At 62.2% G+C, this 21,491-nt stretch carries 20 protein-coding genes; 10 read left to right on the forward strand and 10 right to left on the reverse strand.

Features of this window, described 5'->3' with window-relative positions:
- Positions 1 to 193: 193 nt before the first annotated feature.
- The 5 genes from J3P88_RS04955 to dksA form a co-directional block, all read right to left on the reverse strand.
- On the reverse strand, positions 194 to 1,627 hold the full coding sequence (locus J3P88_RS04955) for a sigma-54-dependent transcriptional regulator (protein ID WP_434574308.1): 1,434 nt from the start codon (positions 1,625 to 1,627) through the stop codon (positions 194 to 196).
- A gap of 22 nt (positions 1,628 to 1,649) precedes the next feature.
- Positions 1,650 to 4,604: a sensor histidine kinase gene (locus J3P88_RS04960; protein WP_186709097.1), complete on the reverse strand. Its 2,955-nt coding sequence runs from the start codon at positions 4,602 to 4,604 to the stop codon at positions 1,650 to 1,652.
- The gene (locus J3P88_RS04965) at positions 4,588 to 4,764 is read right to left on the reverse strand and encodes a hypothetical protein (protein ID WP_003176118.1); all 177 of its coding nucleotides are present in this window, start codon (positions 4,762 to 4,764) and stop codon (positions 4,588 to 4,590) included. Before J3P88_RS04965 ends, J3P88_RS04960 begins: the two co-directional genes overlap by 17 nt.
- 77 nt (positions 4,765 to 4,841) lie before the next feature.
- Positions 4,842 to 5,723: a tRNA glutamyl-Q(34) synthetase GluQRS gene (gene gluQRS, locus J3P88_RS04970; protein ID WP_434574310.1), complete on the reverse strand. Its 882-nt coding sequence runs from the start codon at positions 5,721 to 5,723 to the stop codon at positions 4,842 to 4,844.
- Positions 5,724 to 5,955: 232 nt separating this feature from the next.
- Positions 5,956 to 6,399, reverse strand: a complete 444-nt coding sequence (gene dksA / locus J3P88_RS04975) for an RNA polymerase-binding protein DksA (RefSeq protein WP_186709115.1) — start codon at positions 6,397 to 6,399, stop codon at positions 5,956 to 5,958.
- A gap of 338 nt (positions 6,400 to 6,737) precedes the next feature.
- On the opposite strand from dksA, the gene J3P88_RS04980 reads away from it, so the two are divergent.
- Complete coding sequence (locus J3P88_RS04980) at positions 6,738 to 7,910, forward strand: pyridoxal phosphate-dependent aminotransferase (RefSeq protein WP_186709118.1); 1,173 nt, start codon at positions 6,738 to 6,740, stop codon at positions 7,908 to 7,910.
- Positions 7,910 to 8,656, forward strand: coding sequence for a DNA/RNA nuclease SfsA (gene sfsA / locus J3P88_RS04985; protein ID WP_434574313.1), 747 nt, complete (start codon positions 7,910 to 7,912; stop codon positions 8,654 to 8,656). The genes J3P88_RS04980 and sfsA overlap by 1 nt, the downstream gene beginning before the upstream one ends.
- Here sfsA and J3P88_RS04990 read toward each other — a convergent pair.
- Positions 8,612 to 8,929 carry a Rieske (2Fe-2S) protein gene (locus J3P88_RS04990; RefSeq protein WP_186709124.1) on the reverse strand — a complete coding sequence of 106 codons (318 nt, stop codon included), beginning with the start codon at positions 8,927 to 8,929 and terminating at the stop codon, positions 8,612 to 8,614. The genes sfsA and J3P88_RS04990 overlap by 45 nt on opposite strands.
- Positions 8,930 to 9,177: 248 nt before the next feature.
- On the opposite strand from J3P88_RS04990, the gene J3P88_RS04995 reads away from it, so the two are divergent.
- Genes J3P88_RS04995 through J3P88_RS05010 form a run of 4 tightly spaced genes read left to right on the forward strand, consistent with a single transcriptional unit; the run spans position 9,178 to position 12,728 of the window.
- Positions 9,178 to 10,056 (forward strand): heme/hemin ABC transporter substrate-binding protein, encoded by an 879-nt coding sequence (locus J3P88_RS04995; protein WP_434574315.1) that lies wholly within the window; start codon positions 9,178 to 9,180, stop codon positions 10,054 to 10,056.
- 50 nt (positions 10,057 to 10,106) lie between these two features.
- Entirely contained in the window at positions 10,107 to 11,090 is a 984-nt protein-coding gene (locus tag J3P88_RS05000; RefSeq protein ID WP_186709154.1) for a FecCD family ABC transporter permease, read from the forward strand.
- Positions 11,090 to 11,857 (forward strand): heme ABC transporter ATP-binding protein, encoded by a 768-nt coding sequence (locus tag J3P88_RS05005; RefSeq protein ID WP_186709128.1) that lies wholly within the window; start codon positions 11,090 to 11,092, stop codon positions 11,855 to 11,857. Before J3P88_RS05000 ends, J3P88_RS05005 begins: the two co-directional genes overlap by 1 nt.
- A 16-nt stretch (positions 11,858 to 11,873) precedes the next feature.
- Positions 11,874 to 12,728 carry a ChaN family lipoprotein gene (locus J3P88_RS05010; RefSeq protein ID WP_434574317.1) on the forward strand — a complete coding sequence of 285 codons (855 nt, stop codon included), beginning with the start codon at positions 11,874 to 11,876 and terminating at the stop codon, positions 12,726 to 12,728.
- Positions 12,729 to 12,949: 221 nt separating this feature from the next.
- Here the strand turns inward: J3P88_RS05010 and J3P88_RS05015 are convergent, their stop codons facing one another.
- The 3 genes from J3P88_RS05015 to J3P88_RS05025 all read right to left on the reverse strand — a co-directional run bounded on the left by J3P88_RS05015 (position 12,950) and on the right by J3P88_RS05025 (position 15,434).
- Positions 12,950 to 13,222 (reverse strand): TfoX/Sxy family protein, encoded by a 273-nt coding sequence (locus J3P88_RS05015; protein ID WP_003205623.1) that lies wholly within the window; start codon positions 13,220 to 13,222, stop codon positions 12,950 to 12,952.
- A 222-nt stretch (positions 13,223 to 13,444) separates the two neighbouring features.
- The gene (locus J3P88_RS05020; protein WP_186709138.1) at positions 13,445 to 13,786 is read right to left on the reverse strand and encodes a pentapeptide repeat-containing protein; all 342 of its coding nucleotides are present in this window, start codon (positions 13,784 to 13,786) and stop codon (positions 13,445 to 13,447) included.
- A gap of 91 nt (positions 13,787 to 13,877) precedes the next feature.
- The gene (locus J3P88_RS05025) at positions 13,878 to 15,434 is read right to left on the reverse strand and encodes an AAA family ATPase (protein WP_186709139.1); all 1,557 of its coding nucleotides are present in this window, start codon (positions 15,432 to 15,434) and stop codon (positions 13,878 to 13,880) included.
- A gap of 118 nt (positions 15,435 to 15,552) precedes the next feature.
- Here J3P88_RS05025 and mrcB point away from each other — a divergent pair, with 118 nt between their 5' ends.
- The 3 genes from mrcB to J3P88_RS05040 are packed head-to-tail and all read left to right on the forward strand — an operon-like array spanning position 15,553 to position 18,936.
- Complete coding sequence (gene mrcB / locus J3P88_RS05030; RefSeq protein ID WP_186709141.1) at positions 15,553 to 17,871, forward strand: penicillin-binding protein 1B; 2,319 nt, start codon at positions 15,553 to 15,555, stop codon at positions 17,869 to 17,871.
- Between the two features lie 16 nt (positions 17,872 to 17,887).
- Positions 17,888 to 18,607 carry a hypothetical protein gene (locus tag J3P88_RS05035; RefSeq protein ID WP_434574321.1) on the forward strand — a complete coding sequence of 240 codons (720 nt, stop codon included), beginning with the start codon at positions 17,888 to 17,890 and terminating at the stop codon, positions 18,605 to 18,607.
- Complete coding sequence (locus tag J3P88_RS05040; protein ID WP_186709145.1) at positions 18,607 to 18,936, forward strand: YqcC family protein; 330 nt, start codon at positions 18,607 to 18,609, stop codon at positions 18,934 to 18,936. Before J3P88_RS05035 ends, J3P88_RS05040 begins: the two co-directional genes overlap by 1 nt.
- Positions 18,937 to 18,942: 6 nt before the next feature.
- On the opposite strand, the gene J3P88_RS05045 is transcribed toward J3P88_RS05040, so the two are convergent.
- Positions 18,943 to 19,365: a DUF4124 domain-containing protein gene (locus tag J3P88_RS05045; RefSeq protein WP_186709148.1), complete on the reverse strand. Its 423-nt coding sequence runs from the start codon at positions 19,363 to 19,365 to the stop codon at positions 18,943 to 18,945.
- 400 nt (positions 19,366 to 19,765) lie between these two features.
- Between J3P88_RS05045 and J3P88_RS05050 the strand changes: the two genes are divergently transcribed.
- On the forward strand, positions 19,766 to 21,490 hold the full coding sequence (locus J3P88_RS05050) for an acetolactate synthase 3 large subunit (protein ID WP_186709149.1): 1,725 nt from the start codon (positions 19,766 to 19,768) through the stop codon (positions 21,488 to 21,490).
- Position 21,491: the final 1 nt, after the last annotated feature.

Consider the following 21,491-nt stretch of genomic DNA (forward strand, 5'->3'; position numbering starts at 1 on the left):
TTCTTGTACCAAAGCTATAGCAGGGTGCGTGCCAACTTTTGCGAGACCCAGCGAAACCGGGGGTTCTAGGGTTATAGCCATTTTTCCGGGGCGAAAAAAAGCCGGGGTTTCGTTACCGTAAGCCCCGGCTTCTGTTACGTGAAAAAGACTGGGGTAACAGTTTTTTCACATTCAGTGGTGTTACCCCCACACCTCAGCTTTCGCTGGTCGCTCCAGTCTTGCGTCGTGGAATCCCCAGGCGCTGACGACGTTCCCACAGGCACTTGCGACTGACGCCCAGCTTGCGTGCCAGTTCGGTTTCGGTCATGTGGTCCTGGTGCTCGAGGACGAAGTGCTGGAAGTAATCCTCCAGGGACAGGTCTTCGGTAGGTTCGTGGCTGGTGTTGTTGGCGCCGCCGCCCTGTTGCGGGGCCAGGCCGATGAATTCTTCGTCGTCCAGGTCACTGAGCTCGATATCGATGCCCAGCAGGTCGGCGGAAATTTCCGGGCTCTCGCACAGGATCACCGCCCGCTCGACCGCGTTTTCCAGCTCTCGAACGTTACCCGGCCAGGCGTAATGACGAATGGCCTGCTCGGCGTCCGGGGCGAACTTGAGGTCGGTGCGGTTGACCCGCGCGCTCTGGCGGGCCAGAAACGCCTGGGCGATTTCATTGACGTCGGCGCCACGCTCGCGCAGGGCAGGGAGCTTCAAGGCGATCACGTGCAAGCGGTAGTACAAGTCTTCGCGGAATTGGCCAATTTTCGCCAGGCTCTTGAGGTCACGGTGGGTGGCCGCGATCAGGCGGACATCGACCTTTTGCGACTGCACCGAGCCGACCCGGCGGATTTCGCCTTCCTGGAGCACCCGCAGCAACCGCGCCTGGGCTTCCAATGGCAGCTCGCCGATTTCATCGAGGAACAACGTACCGCCGTCCGCCGCTTCCACCAGCCCGGCACGCCCGGCGCTGGCGCCGGTGAACGCGCCCTTCTCGTGACCGAACAGTTCGGACTCGATCAGGCTTTCCGGAATCGCCGCGCAGTTCACCGAAATCATCGGTGCCTTGGCCCGGCGCGACAGGTTGTGCAGGGCACGGGCCACCAATTCCTTGCCGGTGCCGGACTCGCCCTGGATCAGGACGTTGGAGTCGGTCGGCGCGACTTTGCGGATCTTGCCGTACAGGTCCTGCATGGGCGGGCAGGAGCCAATGATGCCGATTTCGCCGTTATTGTTGCTGGCGCCGGCTTTCGCCGAGGCGCTGGCCTTGCCGATGGGTTCCGCAGGATTGCTGGTGGCCGCCTGTCGATCCCGCAGGATGCGGGCCACGGCCTGGAGCATCTCGTCGTGGTCGAATGGTTTGGCAATGTAGTCCACCGCGCCCATTTTCATGGAATCGACCGCCGAGCGCAGGCTCGCGTAGCTGGTCATGATCAGCACCGGCGTGCCCTGGCCGAGCTTGATCAGCTCGGTGCCCGGGGCGCCAGGCAGGCGCAGGTCGCTGACGATCAGGTCGAACGTGGGGATGCTGAAACGTTCTTGTGCTTCCTGCACTGAACCGGCTTCGCTGACCTGGTACTGGTTGCGTTCCAGCAGGCGGCGCAAGGCGGAGCGGATAATTGTTTCGTCTTCGACGATCAAAATGTGCGGCATTGATTCGATTCTCTCGACGGTCTCAGTTCACAGCGGACGTCGCTTCGACATGACGCGGCAAGGTCACCCGGATACGGGTGCCGCGTTGGCTCTGAACATCGGCCGGGCTGTCGATGGTGATTTGTCCATAATGCTCTTCAACGATGGAATAGACCAGTGCGAGGCCCAGACCGGTGCCTTCGCCAGGATCCTTGGTGGTGAAGAAAGGTTCGAACAATCGGTCCATGATGTTCTGTGGGATACCGCTGCCTTCGTCTTCGACGATCAGGTCGATCGTGTGTTCGAAAGCTTCGCTCTTGACCCGCACCGCGCTGCCGGCCGGTGAGGCGTCCCGCGCGTTGGAGAGCAGGTTGATCAACACCTGGGCGAGCCGCTGGGGGTCGCCATCGACCCAGTGCTCCGGGTCGCACAGGTTGAAAAATTGCACTTCGAAATTGCGCCGGTTGAGGGCCAGCAGACCAATGGCGTCCTGGGCCACTTCGGCCAGGCAGACAGGTTCGTCATTGTGTTGGTGGCCGCCAGCATGGGCGAAACTCATCAGCGACTGGACGATGCGCGACACGCGCTTGGTCTGTTCGAGGATCTGCCCACTGATTTCCGTCAGCTCGCCGTCGTCCTCGCGCTCTTCGCGCAGGTTCTGCGCCAGGCAGGCGATGCCGGTGATCGGGTTGCCGATTTCGTGAGCCACCCCGGCGGCCAGGCGGCCGATGCTTGCCAGTCGTTCGGAGTGGACCAGCTTGTCTTCGAGCATTTGGGTGTCGGTCAGGTCTTCCACCAGCAGCACCAGGCCGCTGTTACCGGGAGCCAGTGGCTCGTCGATCGCCGCTTTGTGCAGGTTCAGCCAGCGGGTCTGGCCGTCGAGGGCCAGGTGCTGTTTATGCAAGTGCTCGTCCGGCAGGTCGATGAAACCTTGCAACAGGCCTTTCCACGGCTCGCCCAGGGTGCTCAGGCGAGAACCGACCACGCGCTGGGCGGCGATTCCGGTGAGCTCTTCCATGGCCTTGTTCCACATCAGGATTTCCTGGTCCTTGGCCAGGGAGCACACGCCCATCGGCAATTCCTGCAGGGTCTGGCGGTGGTAACGGCGCAAGGCGTCCAGTTCGGCGGCCAGGCCGGTGAGGCGCGAGTGGTAATCCTCGAGGCGGCTTTCGATGAAATGGATGTCTTCGGTGACATAGTTCTCGCCGCCAGCCTTGTAGGGCAGGAACGTCTCGACCATGTCCTGGGCCACGCTGGGGCCCATCAGGCCGGACAGGTTGGCCTCGATCCGGTCCCGCAGGCGACGCAAGGCGTATGGGCGGCGTTCATCGAAAGGCAGGTAGAGGTCGCGCAGGGCCTGTTCGACTTCCTTTTGCGCGGCCTTGGCACCCAAGGGCTTGGCCAGTTGCGTGGCGAACTCCTGGGGTGAGGCGGCGTGTAACTCGCGGCGCTGCGGGCGACGCACGTTGTCCACCGCACAGGCCTCGGCGGCGCTGGCTTCTTCGCTGCTGGCGTTGGTGAACAGCGAGATCAGGGTGAACATCAGCACGTTCGCCGCCAGGGAAGCGATGGCCGCCATGTGCCAACTGGTGTCGTCGAGCACGTAGATCATGTTCAGCAGCGGAATATAGAAGCCCTGCAGGTTGCCCATCAGCGGCAACAGCATCGCCACCAGCCACACCAGGATCCCTGCCAGCAGGCCGGCGATGAAGCCGCGGCGGTTGGCGGTCGGCCAATACAGCACCGACAGCACGCCGGGCAGGAACTGCAAGGTGGCGACGAAGGCGACGATGCCCAGGTTGGCCAGGTCCTGCCCGTCACCGAGCATCAGGTAAAAACCGTAGCCGGCCATGATGATCGCGACGATCAACGCCCGTCGGGTCCACTTCAACCAGCGATAGATGTTGCCTTCAGCCGGCGGCTGGTAGAGCGGCAGCACCAGGTGGTTGAGGGCCATGCCCGACAAGGCCAGGGTGGTGACGATGATCAGGCCGCTGGCCGCCGACAGGCCACCGACGTAGGCCAGCAATGCCAGGGCCTTGCTGTTGGCGGCGATGCCGATGCCGAGGGTGAAGTATTCCGGGTTGGTGCTGGCGCCCAGCTTCAGGCCGGCCCAGAGGATCAGCGGCACCGCCAGGCTCATCAAGAGCAGGAACAACGGCAGGCCCCAACTGGCGCTCACCAGCGAGCGCGGGTTGAGGTTTTCGGTAAAGGTCATGTGGTACATGTGCGGCATCACGATCGCCGAGGCGAAGAACACCAGCAATAGCGTGCGCCACGGGCCTTCCTGCAAAGGCGTGTGCAGGGCGGCGAGGGCGGTCTGGTTCTGCAGCAGCCAGAGCTCAAGCTGCTGCGGGCCATCGAACACGCCGTACAAGGCATAGAGACCGACACCGCCGATGGCGATCAGCTTGATCACCGACTCGAAGGCGATCGCAAACACCAGGCCTTCGTGTTTTTCCCGCGTGGCGATGTGCCGGGAGCCGAAGAAGATCGTGAACAGGATGATCAACGCACAGAAGCTCAACGCCACTCGGTGCTGTACTGGCTCGCGGGTCAGGATGCTGATGGAATCGGCCACGGCCTGGATTTGCAGGGCCAGCAGCGGCAACACGCCGACCAGCATGAAGATCGTGGTCAGCGCGCCGGCCCAAGTGCTGCGAAAGCGAAAGGCGAACAGGTCGGCCAGTGATGACAGTTGGTAGGTGCGGGTGATTTTCAGGATCGGGTAGAGCAACACTGGCGCCAGCAGGAACGCCCCTGACACCCCCAGGTAACTGGACAGGAAACCATAGCCGTATTGGTAGGCCAGCCCGACCGTGCCATAGAACGCCCACGCACTGGCATAGACACCCAGCGACAGGGTGTAGGTCAGCGGGTGGCGGATGATCGCCCGGGGGATCATGCCTCGTTCGCTGATCCAGGCTACGCCGAACAGCACCGCCAGGTAGGCGGCGCTGATCAGGATCATCTGGGTCAGGCTAAAGCTCATCGGCATCTTTTTGGCTCTGCAGGATGAAGGTCACGACAATCAGGATCAGCCAGAGCAGATACGGCCGATACCAGGCACCCGTGGCATCGATCCACCAATCCATGATGGCCGGGGAGAACAGGTAAATCCCCACTACCAGGAGCAGGACCAAGCGATAGATATACATCCCGGCCTCTCTAATTTATGCGCGTGCCCGAAAACGTGCGGCGATGGTAACGGATGGGCGCCAAGCTGCAAGGGCCGTCAACGTATTTGCGCTTCGGGCAGGCTCAGTGTGCGCGGGATCTTGCCCGCATCCCAGTGGCGAATGCCCCAGGCCAGCAGTTCCCGTGGGCTGGCATCGGCCAGTTCGAGGCCCGGTTGCTGGCCCAGTGCTCGCAACGCCCTTAGCAACAGCGGCGTGGCCTGGTCGGCCGCCAGCGGCGGGGAACGGTAGGATTTGCCAAGCTTGTGCCCGTCGGGCTGGGTGATCAGCGGCACGTGCAGGTAACGCGGTTGCGGCAACCCGAGCAGTTCTTGCAGGTAGAGCTGGCGCGGCGTGGAGTCCAGCAGGTCGGCGCCGCGCACGATATCGGTCACCCCTTGCCAGGCGTCGTCCAGGACCACGGCCAGTTGATAAGCGTAGAGCCCGTCTCGGCGGCGGATCACGAAGTCACCGACCTCACGGCCCAGGTGCTGGCGGAACTCACCCTGGACCCGGTCGGTGAAGTGGTATTCAAGCTCGGGGACGCGCAGGCGGATGGCGGCGTCCTCGGTGCCGTGCCCGGCATTGCGACAGAGGCCGGGATAAATGCCCTGGTAGGCCTCCAATTGCTTGCGTGAACAAGTGCACGCATAGGCCAACCCCTGGCTGAACAGGCGGTTGATGACCTGATCGTAGGCGTCATGGCGCTCGCTCTGGCGAACCATCTCGCCGTCCCATTCGAACCCGTAGCTTTCCAGCGCCTTGAGAATCGCCGCTTGCGCGCCCGGCTCCTCCCGGGGCGGGTCGAGGTCCTCCATGCGCAGCAACCAGCGCCCACCCACAGCCTGGGCGTCCAGGTACGAGGCCAGTGCGGCGACCAGCGAACCGAAATGCAAATGGCCGCTGGGGGTGGGGGCGAAGCGTCCGATGTAGGCAGTCATAGGGCGAATGTTACTGGGTCCGGGCGAAAGGCATACAAATCTTGATGCCGAAGCATAATTCCCTTGTGGGAGCGGGCTTGCTCGCGAAGGCGGTGAATCTGTTACATCAATGCTGGCTGATCCACCGCTTTCGCGAGCAAGCCCGCTCCCACATGGGTTCACCAGGCTTGGAGAACTTCGGAAACAAAAAACGGAGCGTATGAACGCTCCGTTTCGGTGACAGCCCCAGCAATTACTTGCCGACCTGTTTTTCCTTGATTTCCGCCAGGGTCTTGCAGTCGACACACATGTCGGCGGTCGGACGCGCCTCCAGACGCTTGACGCCGATCTCGACGCCGCAGGACTCGCACCAACCGTACTCTTCGTCTTCGATCAGTTGCAGGGTCTTGTCGATTTTCTTGATGAGCTTGCGCTCACGGTCACGGGCGCGCAGCTCGAGGCTGAACTCTTCTTCCTGACTGGCACGGTCGGCCGGATCGGGGAAGTTGGCCGCTTCGTCTTTCATGTGATCCACGGTGCGGTCGACTTCCTGCATCAAGTCCTGTTTCCACTTGTTCAGGATCTTGGTGAAGTGCGCGCGCATGGGGGCGCCCATGTACTCTTCGCCAGCTTGCGGGACGTACGGCTCAAACCCGCTGAGCGTTTGATTTTGATTTTGCTTTGCTTGGGTGGGCATGAATGGACCGCCTCTACTCTTGTAATCCACTACGCAGGATTGCTCCATCACCGACACCTGCCGGCCCTGCGGCTGCAAGCGGGCGAACTTACCAGATCAAATCGGGCCGCGCTACTCCCGGTTGTCGAGCCTGCGGCGGCCGGGGCTTGTAAAACGTGGCCGGGTTCGCTTCGGTGGGGATGTAAACCTGTTCAATGCTTGATTCTAGTCAAGCCTGGGCCAATCGCGGGAGTCATTTCCTGCAATCCGAGGGCTCAGACCGCTTCGGGTTCGTGCTCGTTCCCGCAGTTGTTCCCGAGTTGGGTAGAATCGGTTCTTTTTCCCCTGAAGGAAGGCCAATGGCTCAGCCCTACAGTGCGCGCAGCCGCGCCATCGAACCTTTCCATGTGATGGCGCTGTTGGCCCGCGCCAACGAACTGCAAGCCGCCGGGCATGACGTCATCCACTTGGAGATCGGCGAGCCGGACTTCACCACCGCCGAGCCGATCATCCAGGCCGGCCAGGCCGCGCTGGCGGCGGGCAAGACCCGTTACACCGCGGCCCGGGGCATCCCTGAGCTGCGCGAGGCCATCTCGGGTTTCTATGGGCAGCGCTACGGCGTCGACATCGACCCTCGACGCATCATGATCACGCCGGGCGGCTCTGGCGCGCTGCTGCTGGCCAGCGCTTTGTTGGTCGACCCGGGCAAGCATTGGCTGTTGGCCGACCCTGGCTATCCCTGTAACCGTCATTTCCTGCGCCTGGTGGAAGGCGCGGCGCAATTGGTGCCGGTCGGACCGGATGTGCGTTACCAACTGACGCCGGACCTGGTGAACCGCCATTGGGATCAGGACAGCGTCGGTGCATTGGTGGCCTCGCCGGCCAACCCGACCGGGACGATTCTGGCCCGGGACGAGCTGGCGGGGCTGTCCAAGGCCATCAAGGCCCACAACGGCCATCTGGTCGTGGACGAGATCTATCACGGCCTGACCTACGGCACCGACGCCGCCAGCGTGTTGGAAGTGGATGACGATGCCTTTGTCCTCAATAGTTTTTCCAAGTATTTCGGCATGACCGGTTGGCGGCTCGGCTGGCTGGTGGCCCCTTCGGCGGCCATCGGCGAGCTGGAAAAGCTTGCGCAGAACCTCTACATCAGTGCGCCGAGCATGGCCCAGTATGCCGCCCTGGCCTGTTTCGAGCCCGCCACCATCGAGATCTTCGAGCAGCGTCGGGCCGAGTTCGCGTTGCGCCGCGACTTTCTGCTGCCGGCCTTGCGGGAATTGGGCTTCGGCATCGCGGTGGAGCCGCAAGGGGCGTTTTACCTCTATGCCGACATCAGCGCGTTCGGCGGCGATGCCTTTGCGTTCTGCCAGCATTTCCTGGAAACCGAACACGTGGCCTTCACGCCGGGTCTGGACTTCGGACGCCACCAGGCCGGGCACCATGTGCGTTTCGCCTATACACAGAGCCTGCCGCGGTTACAGGAAGCGGTGGAGCGAATCGGGCGCGGACTGCGGAGTTGGCAAGGCTGATGCGTTTTTCCCCTGCGTTGGAAGAAGGCCGCTTGATACGACGTTACAAGCGTTTTCTCGCTGATATCGAAACCGTTCACGGCGAACTTCTTACCATTCACTGCCCCAACACTGGCTCGATGCTCAATTGCATGGCCGAAGGCGCGCGCGTCTGGTTCAGTCGCTCCAGCGACCCCAAGCGCAAGTTGCCCGGCACTTGGGAAATCGGCGAAACCCCTCAGGGACGGCTCGCCTGCATCAATACCGCACGGGCCAATGCCTTGGTTGAAGAAGCCTTGCGCGCAGGCGTCATCAGTGAACTGAACGGGTTTACCGGGCTCAAGCGTGAAGTGGCCTATGGCGTGGAAAACAGCCGTATCGATTTTCGCCTGGACTACGATCAAGGCTCGGCCTGGGTCGAAGTCAAAAGTGTCACGCTGGGGTTCGATGGCACCCACGTGGCGGCGTTTCCCGATGCGGTGACCTTGCGTGGGGCCAAACACTTGAGAGAACTGGCCTGCCTGGCCCGGCAAGGCGTGCGGGCGGTGCAGCTGTATTGCGTGAACCTCAGTGGCATCGAGGCCGTGCGCCCGGCACACGAAATCGACCCGGTGTACGCCGCTGCCCTGCGTGACGCGGTGGCGGCGGGTGTGGAGGTGCTGGCCTACGGGGTCACGCTGACGCCCGAGCAGATGTGGGTGGACCGTGCGTTGCCGGTGTTGCTAGAGCTCGACCCAGACGCCGTGCTCGTCCTCCCGGCTATCTAGGGCAGCGAGGAACTGACCGGCGCAGGGGCCGGCCACGCATTCACCGCTTTCGATCAGGAACAGCGCGCCGTGAGTGGCGCACTGGATCAGGCTGGCGCTGGGGTCGAGGAACTGGTCGGGTTGCCATTCCAGCGGCACGCCACGGTGCGGGCAGCGATTGAGATAGACATACACCTGGCCGGCGCGTCGCACGGCCAGGAGCTTGCGCCCATCGAGCTCGAAGCCGCGACTGCCGTTGTCGGGCAATTGGGCGGCGGTACAAAGAAACTTCATGGGCGTCCTCGGTAGGAACCTGTGGGAGCGGGCTTGCTCGCGAATGCAGTGTGTCAGGGGACGCAGTGCTGTATGAGACACCGCATTCGCGAGCAAGCCCGCTCCCACAGGGTTCTCTCATTTGCCGGGGAAGATCCATGCTTGACGGTCAAATGAAAACAATTATCAAATGGCGCCTCCTTCGCAAGTGGCTGAGGATACTTGGCCCTACCCGGTCCTGTGAAAAACTTCTTCGAGGAAGCTGCCCGATGCGCCTGAACATCCGCGTTGTTGCGCTCTGTGTCGCACTGTTGGTCAACCAGGGGATCAGCGCCGCTGAGTCGCCGCAGCGTTGGGTCAGCGCTGGCGGCGCTCTTTCGGAGTGGGTCAGTGCCCTGGGCGGCGAATCGAAACTGGTGGGCGTGGACACCACCAGCCAGCATCCTGAGTCGTTGCGGGCCCTGCCCAGCATTGGCTATCAGCGACAATTGTCCGCAGAGGGTGTATTGAGCCTGCGCCCGCAGATCCTGGTGGGCACCGAAGAAATGGGACCTCCACCGGTGCTGGCGCAAATCCGCAGCGCCGGCGTGCAGGTCGAACTGTTCTCGGCCACCCCTGACCTGCCGACGTTGCAAGGCAATTTGCGTCACTTGGGCCAGTTGCTGGGGGCCGAGGCCGCGGCAGCCCGGGTGTTCGATCGTTATCAGGAACAGCTCACCCAGCAACACGCCCGTGTAGTGGAGGCCCAGCGTAAGCAAAAGGCACCTGGGGTGTTGCTGTTGGTGGGCAGTTCCGGTGGCAAGCCACTGGTTGCTGGCAAGGGCACTTCCGCCGACTGGCTGTTGCAGCAGGCCGGCGGTCACAACCTCGCGACTCACAGTGGCTACAAGTCTTTTTCCGTGGAAAGCCTGGCTGGCCTGAATCCTGAAGTGCTGGTCTTCGCCGACCGAGCCCTGAGCGGTGAAGAGGCGCGAGCGGCGTTGTTCAGGGAAAACCCGATCCTGTCCTCGACCCGGGCCGCGAGGGACGGGCGCGTCATGGAGCTCGACCCGACGCTGTTGGTGGGCGGGTTGGGTCCGCGTCTGCCGCAAAGCCTGGTGAAACTGACGGCCGGTTTCTATCCGGCTGAGTCGGCCACGGCGCCATGACCGCGTTGGTCAAGCCACGCACTTTATTCATCGGCCTGGGCCTGCTGTGTCTGCTGGCGACCTGGTTGTCCCTGGCCCTGGGGCCGGTGAGCCTGCCGCTGCTGGACACTTTGCGCGCCGCCTTGCGCTTGTTGGGTTTGCCAGTGGCCGCCGATGGCCTGGAGCAGGCCGAACTGATCCTTGGCCAGATCCGTTTGCCACGCACGCTGCTCGGCTTGGCGGTGGGCGGGGTGTTGGCGTTGTCCGGCGTGGCGATGCAGGGCCTGTTCCGTAACCCACTGGCGGACCCGGGGCTGGTGGGGGTGTCCAGCGGCGCGGCGCTCGGGGCCGCATTCGCGATTGTCGCTGGCTCGACGCTGGGCGGGTTGCCCGAAGCCTTTGGTCCCTACGTGTTGTCGTTGTGTGCGTTCCTCGGCGGGCTCGGCGTGACGGCGCTGGTCTATCGTCTTGGTCGACGCAATGGCCAGACCCATGTCGCGACCATGCTCTTGGCCGGCATTGCCTTGACCGCGTTGTCCGGTTCCGCCGTCGGCCTGTTCACTTACCTGGCAGACGACGCGACCCTGCGCACCTTGACGTTCTGGAACCTGGGCAGTCTCAACGGCGCCAGCTACGCGAGGTTGTGGCCGCTGTTGCTGGTCAGCGCCGGCGTCGCGCTCTGGTTGCCACGCCGGGCCCGGCAACTCAATGCTCTGTTGCTGGGTGAGTCCGAGGCCGCCCACCTGGGTGTCAACGTCGAAGCCCTCAAGCGTGAGCTGGTGTTTTGTACGGCGCTGGGGGTTGGCGCGGCGGTGGCGGCGGCGGGCATGATCGGCTTTGTCGGGCTGGTGGTGCCGCATCTGGTGCGCCTGGTGGCCGGCCCTGATCACCGGGTCTTGTTGCCCGCTTCGGTGCTGGCGGGCGCAAGCCTGTTGTTGCTGGCCGACCTGGTGGCACGCCTGGCGCTGGCCCCGGCGGAATTGCCGATCGGCATCGTCACGGCGTTCATCGGCGCGCCGTTCTTTCTCTATCTATTGGTGCGAGGGCGCGCCTGATGCTGCGAGCGCAGAACCTGCACATTCAACGTGGCCGGAAAACCGTGCTGGCGGGCGTCGACCTGCTGCTCAACCCCGGCGAAGTGCTAGGTGTGCTCGGGCCTAACGGTGCGGGTAAAAGCACCTTGCTGGCGGGCCTGTGTGGCGAATTGCGCCCAAGCCAGGGGCAGGTCTGGCTCGATGACCGGCCACTGGCCCACTGGCAGGGTGCCGAGCGCGCCCGCCGCCTGGCGGTCTTGCCGCAATCGTCAACCCTGGATTTTGCTTTCCGTGTCGAGGAAGTCGTCGGCATGGGGCGCTTGCCGCACCAGAGCGGCCGGCTGCGGGACGAGCAAATCGTCGCCGCGGCGCTGCAAGCGGCGGACGCCGCGCATCTGCATGGCCGCAGTTACCTGGCGTTATCCGGTGGCGAACGCCAGCGGGTGCATCTGGCGCGGGTGCTGGCGCAGTTGTGGCCCGGTGAAACAGGGCAAACCCTGTTGCTGGACGAGCCCACTTCGATGCTCGATCCGTTGCACCAGCACACGATCCTCCAGGCAGTGCGGGAGTTCACCAGTCGCGGCGCTGCCGTGCTGGTAATCCTGCATGACCTGAACCTGGCGGCGCGTTACTGTGATCGCCTGTTACTGCTCGCCTCCGGTCGACCGGTGGCCCTGGACACGCCCCGGCAGGTGCTGCGCCCGGAACCGCTCAAGGCGGTGTTCGGCCTGGACGTGCTGGTGCAAGACCATCCGGAGCGCGGGCATCCGTTGATCATTGCCCGCTGAGGGCGCCCTGGAGGATATGGACGTGCGCTTGCTCCTGATTCTGGCATTGAGTGTACTGACGGCCTGCCAGAGCATTGCTCCGCCCCCGCTTGGCGGACGGATTCGTGAGTTGCACAACGGTCAGGCCGTGACGCCTCAAGTGCTGGTCGAACGCCTGGCAAGGGCGCCACGAGTGGTGGTGGGTGAGCGGCACGACAATCCTGATCACCACGCGCTGCAGCGATGGCTACTCCAATCCTTGGCCGGGCAGCGGGCCCAAGGCAGCCTGTTGCTGGAAATGCTCACCCCCGCGCAACAGCCACGAGTTGATTCCGTTCGCCAGTTGCCCGCCTTGCCCAAGGATTTACCCGGCGCGCTGGCCTGGTCCCCCGGCTGGGATTGGAATCTCTATGGGCCCATCGTCGAGTTTGCCCTGGCGCAACGTTATCCATTGCTGGCCGCCAATCTGGACGCCGCTGAGATCCAGCGCTTCTATCGGCAAGCGCCCGGCTTGGTGGGCACTCGCTCCAATGCCGTCACGGTGAAGGACGCGTTGTTGGAACAGATTCGTGAATCCCACTGCGGTTTGCTGCCAGAGTCGCAAATGCCGCCAATGCTGGCCGTACAGCAACAGCGTGACCGGCGCATGGCCGAACGCTTGCTGCAAGCGCCGACACCGGCACTGTTGTTCGCTGGCGCCTGGCATGGGCGAAAAGATGTCGGTATGCCGCTACATGCGCTGGATCTTGGCGCCAGCGAGGCACCGGTCGTCCTGATGCTGGCTGAAGAGGGCAGTGACGTAACGTCGGCCATGGCCGATTACGTGTGGTACACCCCGGCCATGCCGCCACAGGATTATTGTGTGCAGATGCGTGAACACATCCGTCAATGAAATGCAGGCAAAAAAAGACCCGGCAAGAGCCGGGTCAAATAACCGTGATTAGCCTGATGAGGAGATATCTGAGAGTCCGAACCAAGGGCTGTTCAAATATCGACCAGTCTCGCGACCGGATGTGGTAATCATAGCGATTCTCATTACCATGTCAAACATTGTTTTACGATTCGTCGAAATAACCTCGCGGCCAGGGTTCGCACAGGGAACGAAAAGGGGTGTCAGGCTTTGTGGCGCGTCGAAATAGCGTCCAGCTGTTTATTCAAGGCTTCCTTGCGTTCAGCGGGGATGTCATTCCAATGCACATCCATCAACGCACCCTCAATGGCGTACAGCAACACCTTGGACGCCCGGAAACCGCGAGTGCGCACGGCGCGATAGGCATCCACGGCCCCGAGCCGGCGTAGATCAGAAGCGCTGTGGATACCCACGGCGTGCAGCCACTGGGCCGATGTCTTGCCCAGATTCTTCAGGTGTTGCAGTTCATCATTCATCGAGCCTCCTTGCGACGGCCGACTGGTGCGGTGGGCAAGCTTCTGAGCAGTGTAGCGGTCAGTAGGAAAAACGTGATTCTTTGGTGGGATTCGACGCAAAAGCTTCTAATGCATTACGCACGATGAGGTGGGAATAGACTGCATTCTCCAGCGCAAGCGAGGGCGCTGGAGATGTGTTCGGTCGTGGCAGGTCCGCGGGTTGACCGGCCTCGTTAGAGACTGTCAGCGGGTGCGGTAGCGCAATCGGGTGCCGAAATTCATCGACATCAGGATTTCGTCCGCAGACAGCTCGGGCGGGAAGTAGGCCCCGGATATCTGCGCATGGGCCAGGCTCGCGCCTTCCAATGATGATTTGCGGAAATCGATGCCGCGTAAGTCGGTGGCACGGAAGTACGCATCGGTGAAATCGACGTCCTCCGCGTTCAGTTCCCGCAAATCGAGGCCGCGAAAATCGCCGCCGCGCATGTCGACCGTGCCTTGAGGGCGCTCCTTGTTGAAGCCTGAAATGTCATCTTTGCGCAGCAGAGCATAAAGCGGGCTGTTGAGAATCTTGGGATGGCTCATTTCATATCACCTGTTGGTTTTATGACGCCAGTATAGTGCCACTATTTATTGGCCGTGAAGCCGGGCATCGCTTCACGGCCAAAATAGTGATTTACAGGCCTGGCAAACGCTGGCGGATTTGCGCGACGACAATGTCGAGCGTACCGCTTTCATTGGTTTGGACCCGTTTGCTGCAGAGAATTTCCGCCGGGGTCAGGGCTTCGCGGCTGGACTGTTGTGCGGCAATGACCGCCAGGTTCGCATCGGAGGGGTCTTGCTGGTCGGCCTGGCGCTGCGCCAGTCGGCTTTCGATGACCGCTTGCGGCGCGTCGCAGTCGAGAATCAGGAACGGAGCGCCGGTGGCCTCGGCGACTTTTGCCGCGGCATCGCGCTGATCGTGCTTGAGATAGGTGGCATCGATCACCACCGGGAAACCGGCGCGCAGGATCGTCGCGGCGACTTCATGCAGGTGGGCGTAGGTGGCGCTGCTGGCGTCGCTGCCATAAATGCCGGCCTGCGGATCGTTGGGGACCTGTTGTTGACCGAACAGGCGCTTGCGCTCCACGTCCGAACGCAGGCGAATGGCCCCCAGTGCTTCGACCAGGCGCATTGCGACATGGCTTTTGCCAACGGCCGAAACACCGTGGGTGATGGCCAGGAAGGGCGAAGGAATGGTGCTGTAGCTTTCGGCCAGGTTGGCGTAGTTGCGGTATTGGCGCAGGGTGGTTGCGCGCTGCACCGGATCGGCTTCGGCCGGCATGCTGAACAGTGCGACTTTGGCCCGGACGAGGGCGCGGTAGGCTTTATAGAAGTTCAGCAGTTCCAAGCCCTGGTAGTCGCCGGTCAGTTCCAGGTATTGGCTGACGAAACGCCGCGCCAACGATTTGAGGCCGCGATCCTCCAGGTCCATCGCCAGGAAGCCGGTGTCGGCGTAGACGTCGGTGAAGCGGAACGGTTCGTTGAATTCGATGCAGTCGAAAATCACCACCTTGCCGTCGATCACGGTGGCGTTGCCCAGGTGGATATCACCGTGGCATTCGCGGATGAAACCGTCGGCCTTGCGCTGGGTGAGCAGCGGCTTGAGGCGTTCGAAACTGCTCTCGGCCCAGGCTTGCAGTGCTTCAAGTTGCAGCAGGTCGGCCTTGTCGTTGAGGAACGGGCGGATCTGTTCGAAGTTCTGCAGCACCGGCGCCATCACGCTTTGCGGCGTGCCGGCGACGTTTTCGGCGGGCACCTTGGGCGTGGAGAGGTGGAACTGGGCGATCTGGGCGGCCATCTCGTCGATGTGCGCGGTGGTCAGTTCGCCGTTGGCTTGCAGTGTGCTGAGCAATTGGCTCTGGGGGAATTGACGCATTTTCAGGGCGTATTCGATGGCCGGGCCGTCGCCACCGAGCTGTGGCGCTTCGGCGCTGCCGGTAACCGGCAGGACTTCCAGGTACAGGTCCTGGGTCAGGCGCTGGTTCAGGCGCAATTCTTCGTCGCAGAAATGCTGGCGCGCTTGGAGGTTGGTGAAATCGAGGAAGCCGAAGTTGACCGGCTTTTTGAATTTGTAGGCGTATGGCCCGGTGAGCAATACCCAGGAAATGTGGGTTTCGATGACCTGGAACGCTTCGACGGGATGCGGGTAGAGGGCCGGGTTTTGCAAGGCGGCGATCAGGGATTGGCTCACGGGCGGTCCTTCATAGACTGGAAAATTCAAGGCCGTCATTATGGCCGCTAGCCGCGCTAACGCAAACCGAGTGGGGGGCTCATGTTGAACCGCAGCAAAGTGCGTATAATCCGCCGCCATGACTCGTACCCGATCCCCCCGTACCCCCAAGAAACCACCCGCCAGCCGCCTGCGGCCCTGGCTGGGCTGGGCCCTTAAACTCAGCCTGGTGGGCCTCGTCGTGCTCGCCGGTTTTGCGGTCTATCTCGATGCCGTGGTCCAGGAGAAGTTCTCCGGCAAGCGCTGGACCATCCCGGCCAAGGTCTATGCCCGGCCGTTGGAGCTGTTCGTCGGACAAAAGTTGAGCAAGGCCGACTTCCTGACCGAACTCGATGCCTTGGGTTATCGCCGTGAAAGCGTGGCCAATGGTCCGGGTGCGGCCTCGGTCAATGGCAATACCATCGACCTCAACACCCGTGGTTTCCAGTTCTATGAAGGCATGGAACAGGCGCAACCGGTGCGGGTGCGTTTTTCCGGCGACTACGTGGCTGCGCTGACCGGTGCCAACAACGCGAGCCTCTCGGTGGTGCGCCTTGAGCCGCTGCTTATTGGTGGCCTGTACCCCAAGAACCTCGAAGACCGGATCCTGATCAAGATCGACCAGGTCCCACCGTTCCTGCTCGATACGCTGATCGCCGTCGAAGACCGCGACTTCTACCATCACTTCGGCGTCTCGCCCAAATCGATTGCCCGGGCTATCTGGGTCAACACCTCCTCGGGCCATATGCGCCAGGGCGGCAGTACCCTGACCCAACAGTTGGTCAAGAACTTCTACCTGACCAACGAGCGCAGCCTGACCCGCAAGCTCACCGAAGCCATGATGGCGTTGTTGCTGGAGTTGCACTACGACAAGCAGGAGATCCTGGAGGCCTACCTCAACGAGGTCTTCGTCGGCCAGGACGGTCAACGGGCGGTGCACGGTTTCGGCCTTGCCAGCCAGTTCTTCTTCAGCCAGCCGCTGTCCGAACTCAAGTTGCATCAAGTGGCGTTGCTGGTCGGTATGGTCAAGGGGCCGTCTTCCTACAACCCGCGTCGTAATCCGGAACGTGCCCTCGAGCGGCGCAACCTGGTGCTCGACTTGCTGCAACAACAAGGTGTGGCGACAGCCGAGCAAGTCGAAGCGGCGAAAAAGATGCCGTTGGGCGTGACCAAGCGTGGCAGCCTGGCGGACAGTTCGTTCCCAGGGTTCATGGACCTGGTCAAGCGTCAACTGCGAGAAGACTATCGCGACGAAGACTTGACCGAAGAAGGCCTGCGCATCTTCACCAGTTTCGACCCGATCCTGCAGATGAAGGCCGAAGCCTCGGTCGAGGACACCTTCAAGCGATTGGCGGGGCGCAAAGGCTCCGACGAAGTCGAAGCGGCCATGGTCGTGACCAACCCGGAAACCGGTGAGGTCCAAGCGATGATCGGCAGTCGCCAGGCCAGCTTTGCGGGATTCAACCGGGCATTGGACGCGGTGCGCCCGATCGGCTCGTTGATCAAGCCAGCGGTTTACCTCACCGCTTTGGAAAAGCCCAGCCAGTACACGCTGACGAGCTGGCTGTCCGACGAGTCATTCTCGATCAAGGGCGCGGACGGTCAGGTCTGGACGCCGCAAAACTATGATCGTCGCCCCCACGGCACGGTGTTCCTCTACCAAGGGCTGGCGCATTCCTACAACCTGTCGACGGCTCGCCTTGGGCTGGAAGTCGGCGTGCCGAACGTACTCAAGACCCTGGCGCGCCTGGGGGTAAGCCGCGAATTCCCGGCCTTCCCGTCGATGCTGCTGGGCGCTGGTGGGCTGACGCCAATAGAAGTGGCGGCGATGTACCAGACGTTGGCCAACGGCGGTTTCAATACACCGATGCGCGGGATTCGCAGCGTGCTGACCGCCGATGGCGAGCCGCTCAAGCGTTATCCGTTCCAGATCCAGCAACGTTTCGATCCGGCGTCCATTTACCTGATCCAGAGCGCGATGCAGCGGGTCATGCGTGAAGGCACCGGCAGTTCGGTCTATAACGTGCTGCCCCGGACCCTGACCCTGGCGGGTAAGACAGGCACCAGTAACGACTCGCGTGACAGCTGGTTCGCCGGTTTCAGCCAGGACCTGCTGGCAGTGGTCTGGCTCGGTCGTGATGACAACGGCAAGACCCCGTTCACCGGCGCCACCGGCGCGCTGCAGGTCTGGACCAGTTTCATGCGCAAGGCCGACCCGTTGCCGCTGGACATGCCGCAACCCGACAATATCGTCCAGGCCTGGGTTGATTCGCGTACTGGCCAAGGTTCCGACGCCAATTGCCCGGGCGCAGTACAGATGCCGTATATTCGCGGCAGCGAACCGCCACCCGGTGCAGCCTGTGGCGGCACGAATCCCGCCGAATCGGTGATGGATTGGGTCAAGGACTGGATGAATTAAGCAAAGAGGGTTTCAAGTGAACAAGTGGTTGATTCCAGCGGTAACGGCCGTGGCTTTGCTCAGCGGTTGCTCTACCGTACAACGCGGTTCGATTCCGGTCGTTGACTCCGGCACCGCTGTGTCCAACAGCGAGCGGATCTCGGCCAACGGTGGTTTCCGTCAAACGACGGTGAAACGACCCGTGCAGGGCCAGGCCCAGGCGATTCCGCAAGGCGACACCGGTGTGGTGGTGATGGTGCCCGGTGGCGGCGCGACGACCTCGGCGCCGATCAGCAGCACGCCGATCACGCCGGGCCCGATCACGCCAGGCCCTATCGAAACCTCGCCGATCGATCAGAGCAGCTACAGCATGCCCTCGACGCCGAGCAGCATCCCGTCGGCCAGTGCCGGTGGCTTGTCCGCCGATGAGCAACTGGACGGCCCGGTGTTGGCCCTGCTGACCACGGCACAACAACAGCAGGCCGGCGGCGACCTCAACGGCGCCTCCTCCAGCCTGGAGCGTGCCCAACGTGTGGCGCCACGTGAGCCACAAGTGCTTTATCGCCTGGCCCAGGTGCGTATGGCCCAGGGCGATGCGCCGCAAGCCGAGCAATTGGCCCGCCGTGGCCTGACCTTCGCCAGTGGTCGCCCGGCACTTCAGGCCAGCCTGTGGGAATTGATCGCCCAGGCTCGTGAGAAACAAGGCGATTCGGCTGGCGCGGCGTTGGCCCGTCAGAAGGCCAAGGTTTCGCTCTGATGGATACGCGTTTTCCCCAAATCGCCGATCAGTTGCTGCTGATCGAGCGGGAGCTGCGGGTCCAGGGCTGGTGGAGCGATGTTTCACCTTCGGCGCAGGCGCTCGCCAGTGTCGAGCCGTTCGCGGTCGACACCCTGGATTTCGAGCAGTGGCTGCAATGGATTTTCCTGCCCAGGATGAAAGCCATCCTGGAAAACGACCTGCCGCTGCCCAACGCCTCGGGCATCCTTGCCATGGCCGAGATGGTCTATGCCCAGCGGCCAGGGCAGGGCGCCCAGTTGCAGCGGCTGCTGGCGCAGTTCGATCAGTTGATCAGCGACGTCGGCTGATCGCCATTACTGGCAGTGTTCCTCGATCTGCTGGCGGGTCTCATCGATCCGCTGGCGTCGCTCTTCATCCGTGAGGCGGCGCATTTCCCCCTCCACGTCTTCGCGCACCCTGGGGTTGTTCTGCAATTGCGCCAGGTTGGTCCGGGCCTGTTCGCAGAACGCCTTGAGCTGGGCTTCCTGCTCGGCAACCTCTTTCTTGACCTGTTGGTCGATGGCCTTTTGATCGCCAACGACCCCACCTGAAGCGGGGGGCAGTGGTTTGGGCGCTGGCGTCGCGGACTTGCCCACGGTCGTCGCTTCCACGCCTTGGGGCGGTTGGGCGCCAAAGTGGGTCACGCCTTGGGCGTCCACCCATTTATAGATCTGGCCGGCCATGCTCATCGGGCTCAGGCCCACCAGCAGGCTGGCCGTCAATAACATCATTCGCATGCTGTTTCCTTGTCTTGGATTGCGCAATTGAAGCTAACACAGTTGCCGTTTAAGGGTTTTTTCTTGCGTTCTCATGCGCTTACTTCGAATAAAGCACATAGACGACTTGACTTGAAGGAGGCGAAACAGAAGAATCCAAAGTCCGCTGTAGAGGGACTGCCAGAAGCAGACCCACTCGGCAGATCATGAGGCGCATATCCGCGCCGACCTGTTACACCCGCAACGCGTTACCTCGCGCTGGGTGGGAAAGGCCCGCAACACTTGGGACGATCCCAATACTTGCTCAGTCAGTGCTGACGTAGTCGGCGACCACCGTCGCTCATGCTCTGCCGAGAAGTAAACCTATTAAGACCCGTCCCCTTTTGTGGGTCGGTATTCTGGCGTTTTAGAGGTGAACAACGTGGAGCTTTTATCTGGCGGTGAGATGCTCGTCCGCTTTTTGCGTGACGAAGGCGTCAAATATATCTACGGGTACCCCGGTGGTGCTCTTCTTCATGTCTACGATGCCCTGTTCAAAGAGCCGGAAGTGACCCACATCCTGGTTCGTCACGAGCAGGCGGCCACCCATATGGCTGATGGTTATGCCCGTGCTACCGGCAAGGCCGGTGTGGTCCTGGTGACTTCCGGTCCTGGCGCCACGAACGCCATCACCGGTATCGCCACCGCGTACATGGACTCCATCCCGATGGTGATCATCTCCGGCCAGGTGCCCAGCACCATGGTGGGCACCGATGCATTCCAGGAAACCGACATGATCGGTATCTCCCGGCCGATCGTGAAGCACAGCTTCATGATCAAGCACGCGTCGGAAATCCCGGAAGTCATGAAGAAGGCCTTCTACCTGGCCGAATCCGGCCGTCCGGGTCCGGTCGTGGTCGACGTCCCCAAAGACATGACCAACCCGGCCGAGAAGTTCGAATACATCTTCCCGAAAAAAGCCAAGCTGCGTTCCTACAGCCCGGCGGTCCGTGGTCATTCCGGGCAAATCCGCAAGGCCGCCGAAATGCTGCTGGCGGCCAAGCGCCCGGTGTTGTACTCCGGTGGTGGCGTGATCCTCGGTGGTGGCTCCGCGCCGCTGACCGAGTTGGCCAAAATGCTCAACCTGCCGGTCACCAATACGCTGATGGGCCTGGGTGCGTTCCCGGGTTCGGACCGTCAGTTCATTGGCATGCTCGGCATGCACGGCAGCTACACCGCCAACCTGGCGATGCACCACGCCGATGTCATCCTCGCGGTCGGCGCGCGTTTCGACGACCGTGTGATCAACGGCGCGGCGAAATTCTGCCCGAACGCCAAGATCATCCACATCGACATCGACCCGGCGTCCATCTCCAAGACCATCAAGGCAGACGTGCCGATTGTCGGTCCTGTAGAGAGCGTGCTGACCGAAATGGTCGCCATTCTCAAGGAAATCGGCGAGGTTCCGAACAAGGAGTCCGTGGCCAGCTGGTGGAAGCAAGTTGATGAATGGCGTGGCGATCGCGGCCTGTTCCCTTATGACAAGGGCGACGGCAGCGTGATCAAGCCGCAGACCGTGATCGAAACCCTGTGCGAAGTGACCAAGGGCGATGCCTTTGTGACCTCCGACGTGGGCCAGCACCAGATGTTCGCCGCGCAATACTACAAGTTCGACAAACCCAACCGCTGGATCAACTCCGGCGGCCTGGGCACCATGGGCTTCGGTTTTCCGGCGGCCATGGGCATCAAGTTGAGCTTTCCGCAAGCCGATGTCGCCTGCGTCACGGGCGAGGGCAGCATCCAGATGAACATCCAGGAACTGTCCACCTGCCTGCAATACGGTTTGCCGGTGAAGATCGTGATCCTGAACAACGGTGTGTTGGGGATGGTTCGCCAGTGGCAGGACATGAGCTATGGCAGCCGTCACTCGCACTCCTACATGGAATCGCTGCCTGATTTCGTCAAGCTGGCGGAGGCCTACGGTCACGTTGGCGTGCGCATCACCGAATCGAAGGACTTGAAGTCGAAGATGGAGGAAGCGTTCGCCATGAAGGATCGCCTCGTGGTGATCGATATTGCGGTCGATACCAGCGAGCACGTCTACCCGATGCAGATCAAAGACGGCTCCATGCGCGATATGTGGCTGAGCAAGACGGAGCGTACCTAAT

Source organism: Pseudomonas sp. Z3-6 (assembly GCF_051131985.1).
GTDB lineage: Bacteria > Pseudomonadota > Gammaproteobacteria > Pseudomonadales > Pseudomonadaceae > Aquipseudomonas > Aquipseudomonas zanjanensis.

Coding starts and splice junctions, on each gene's coding strand:
- gluQRS (WP_434574310.1), bottom strand. CDS start 5,723: ATGACTGCCTACATCGGACGCTTCGCCCCCACCCCCAGCGGCCATTTG.
- J3P88_RS05040 (WP_186709145.1), top strand. CDS start 18,607: ATGGATACGCGTTTTCCCCAAATCGCCGATCAGTTGCTGCTGATCGAG.
- J3P88_RS04995 (WP_434574315.1), top strand. CDS start 9,178: ATGCGCCTGAACATCCGCGTTGTTGCGCTCTGTGTCGCACTGTTGGTC.
- J3P88_RS05005 (WP_186709128.1), top strand. CDS start 11,090: ATGCTGCGAGCGCAGAACCTGCACATTCAACGTGGCCGGAAAACCGTG.
- J3P88_RS05015 (WP_003205623.1), bottom strand. CDS start 13,222: ATGAATGATGAACTGCAACACCTGAAGAATCTGGGCAAGACATCGGCC.
- J3P88_RS04990 (WP_186709124.1), bottom strand. CDS start 8,929: ATGAAGTTTCTTTGTACCGCCGCCCAATTGCCCGACAACGGCAGTCGC.
- J3P88_RS05010 (WP_434574317.1), top strand. CDS start 11,874: ATGGACGTGCGCTTGCTCCTGATTCTGGCATTGAGTGTACTGACGGCC.
- sfsA (WP_434574313.1), top strand. CDS start 7,910: ATGCGTTTTTCCCCTGCGTTGGAAGAAGGCCGCTTGATACGACGTTAC.
- J3P88_RS05045 (WP_186709148.1), bottom strand. CDS start 19,365: ATGCGAATGATGTTATTGACGGCCAGCCTGCTGGTGGGCCTGAGCCCG.
- J3P88_RS05020 (WP_186709138.1), bottom strand. CDS start 13,786: ATGAGCCATCCCAAGATTCTCAACAGCCCGCTTTATGCTCTGCTGCGC.
- J3P88_RS04955 (WP_434574308.1), bottom strand. CDS start 1,627: ATGCCGCACATTTTGATCGTCGAAGACGAAACAATTATCCGCTCCGCC.
- J3P88_RS04980 (WP_186709118.1), top strand. CDS start 6,738: ATGGCTCAGCCCTACAGTGCGCGCAGCCGCGCCATCGAACCTTTCCAT.
- J3P88_RS04965 (WP_003176118.1), bottom strand. CDS start 4,764: ATGTATATCTATCGCTTGGTCCTGCTCCTGGTAGTGGGGATTTACCTG.
- dksA (WP_186709115.1), bottom strand. CDS start 6,399: ATGCCCACCCAAGCAAAGCAAAATCAAAATCAAACGCTCAGCGGGTTT.
- J3P88_RS04960 (WP_186709097.1), bottom strand. CDS start 4,604: ATGCCGATGAGCTTTAGCCTGACCCAGATGATCCTGATCAGCGCCGCC.
- mrcB (WP_186709141.1), top strand. CDS start 15,553: ATGACTCGTACCCGATCCCCCCGTACCCCCAAGAAACCACCCGCCAGC.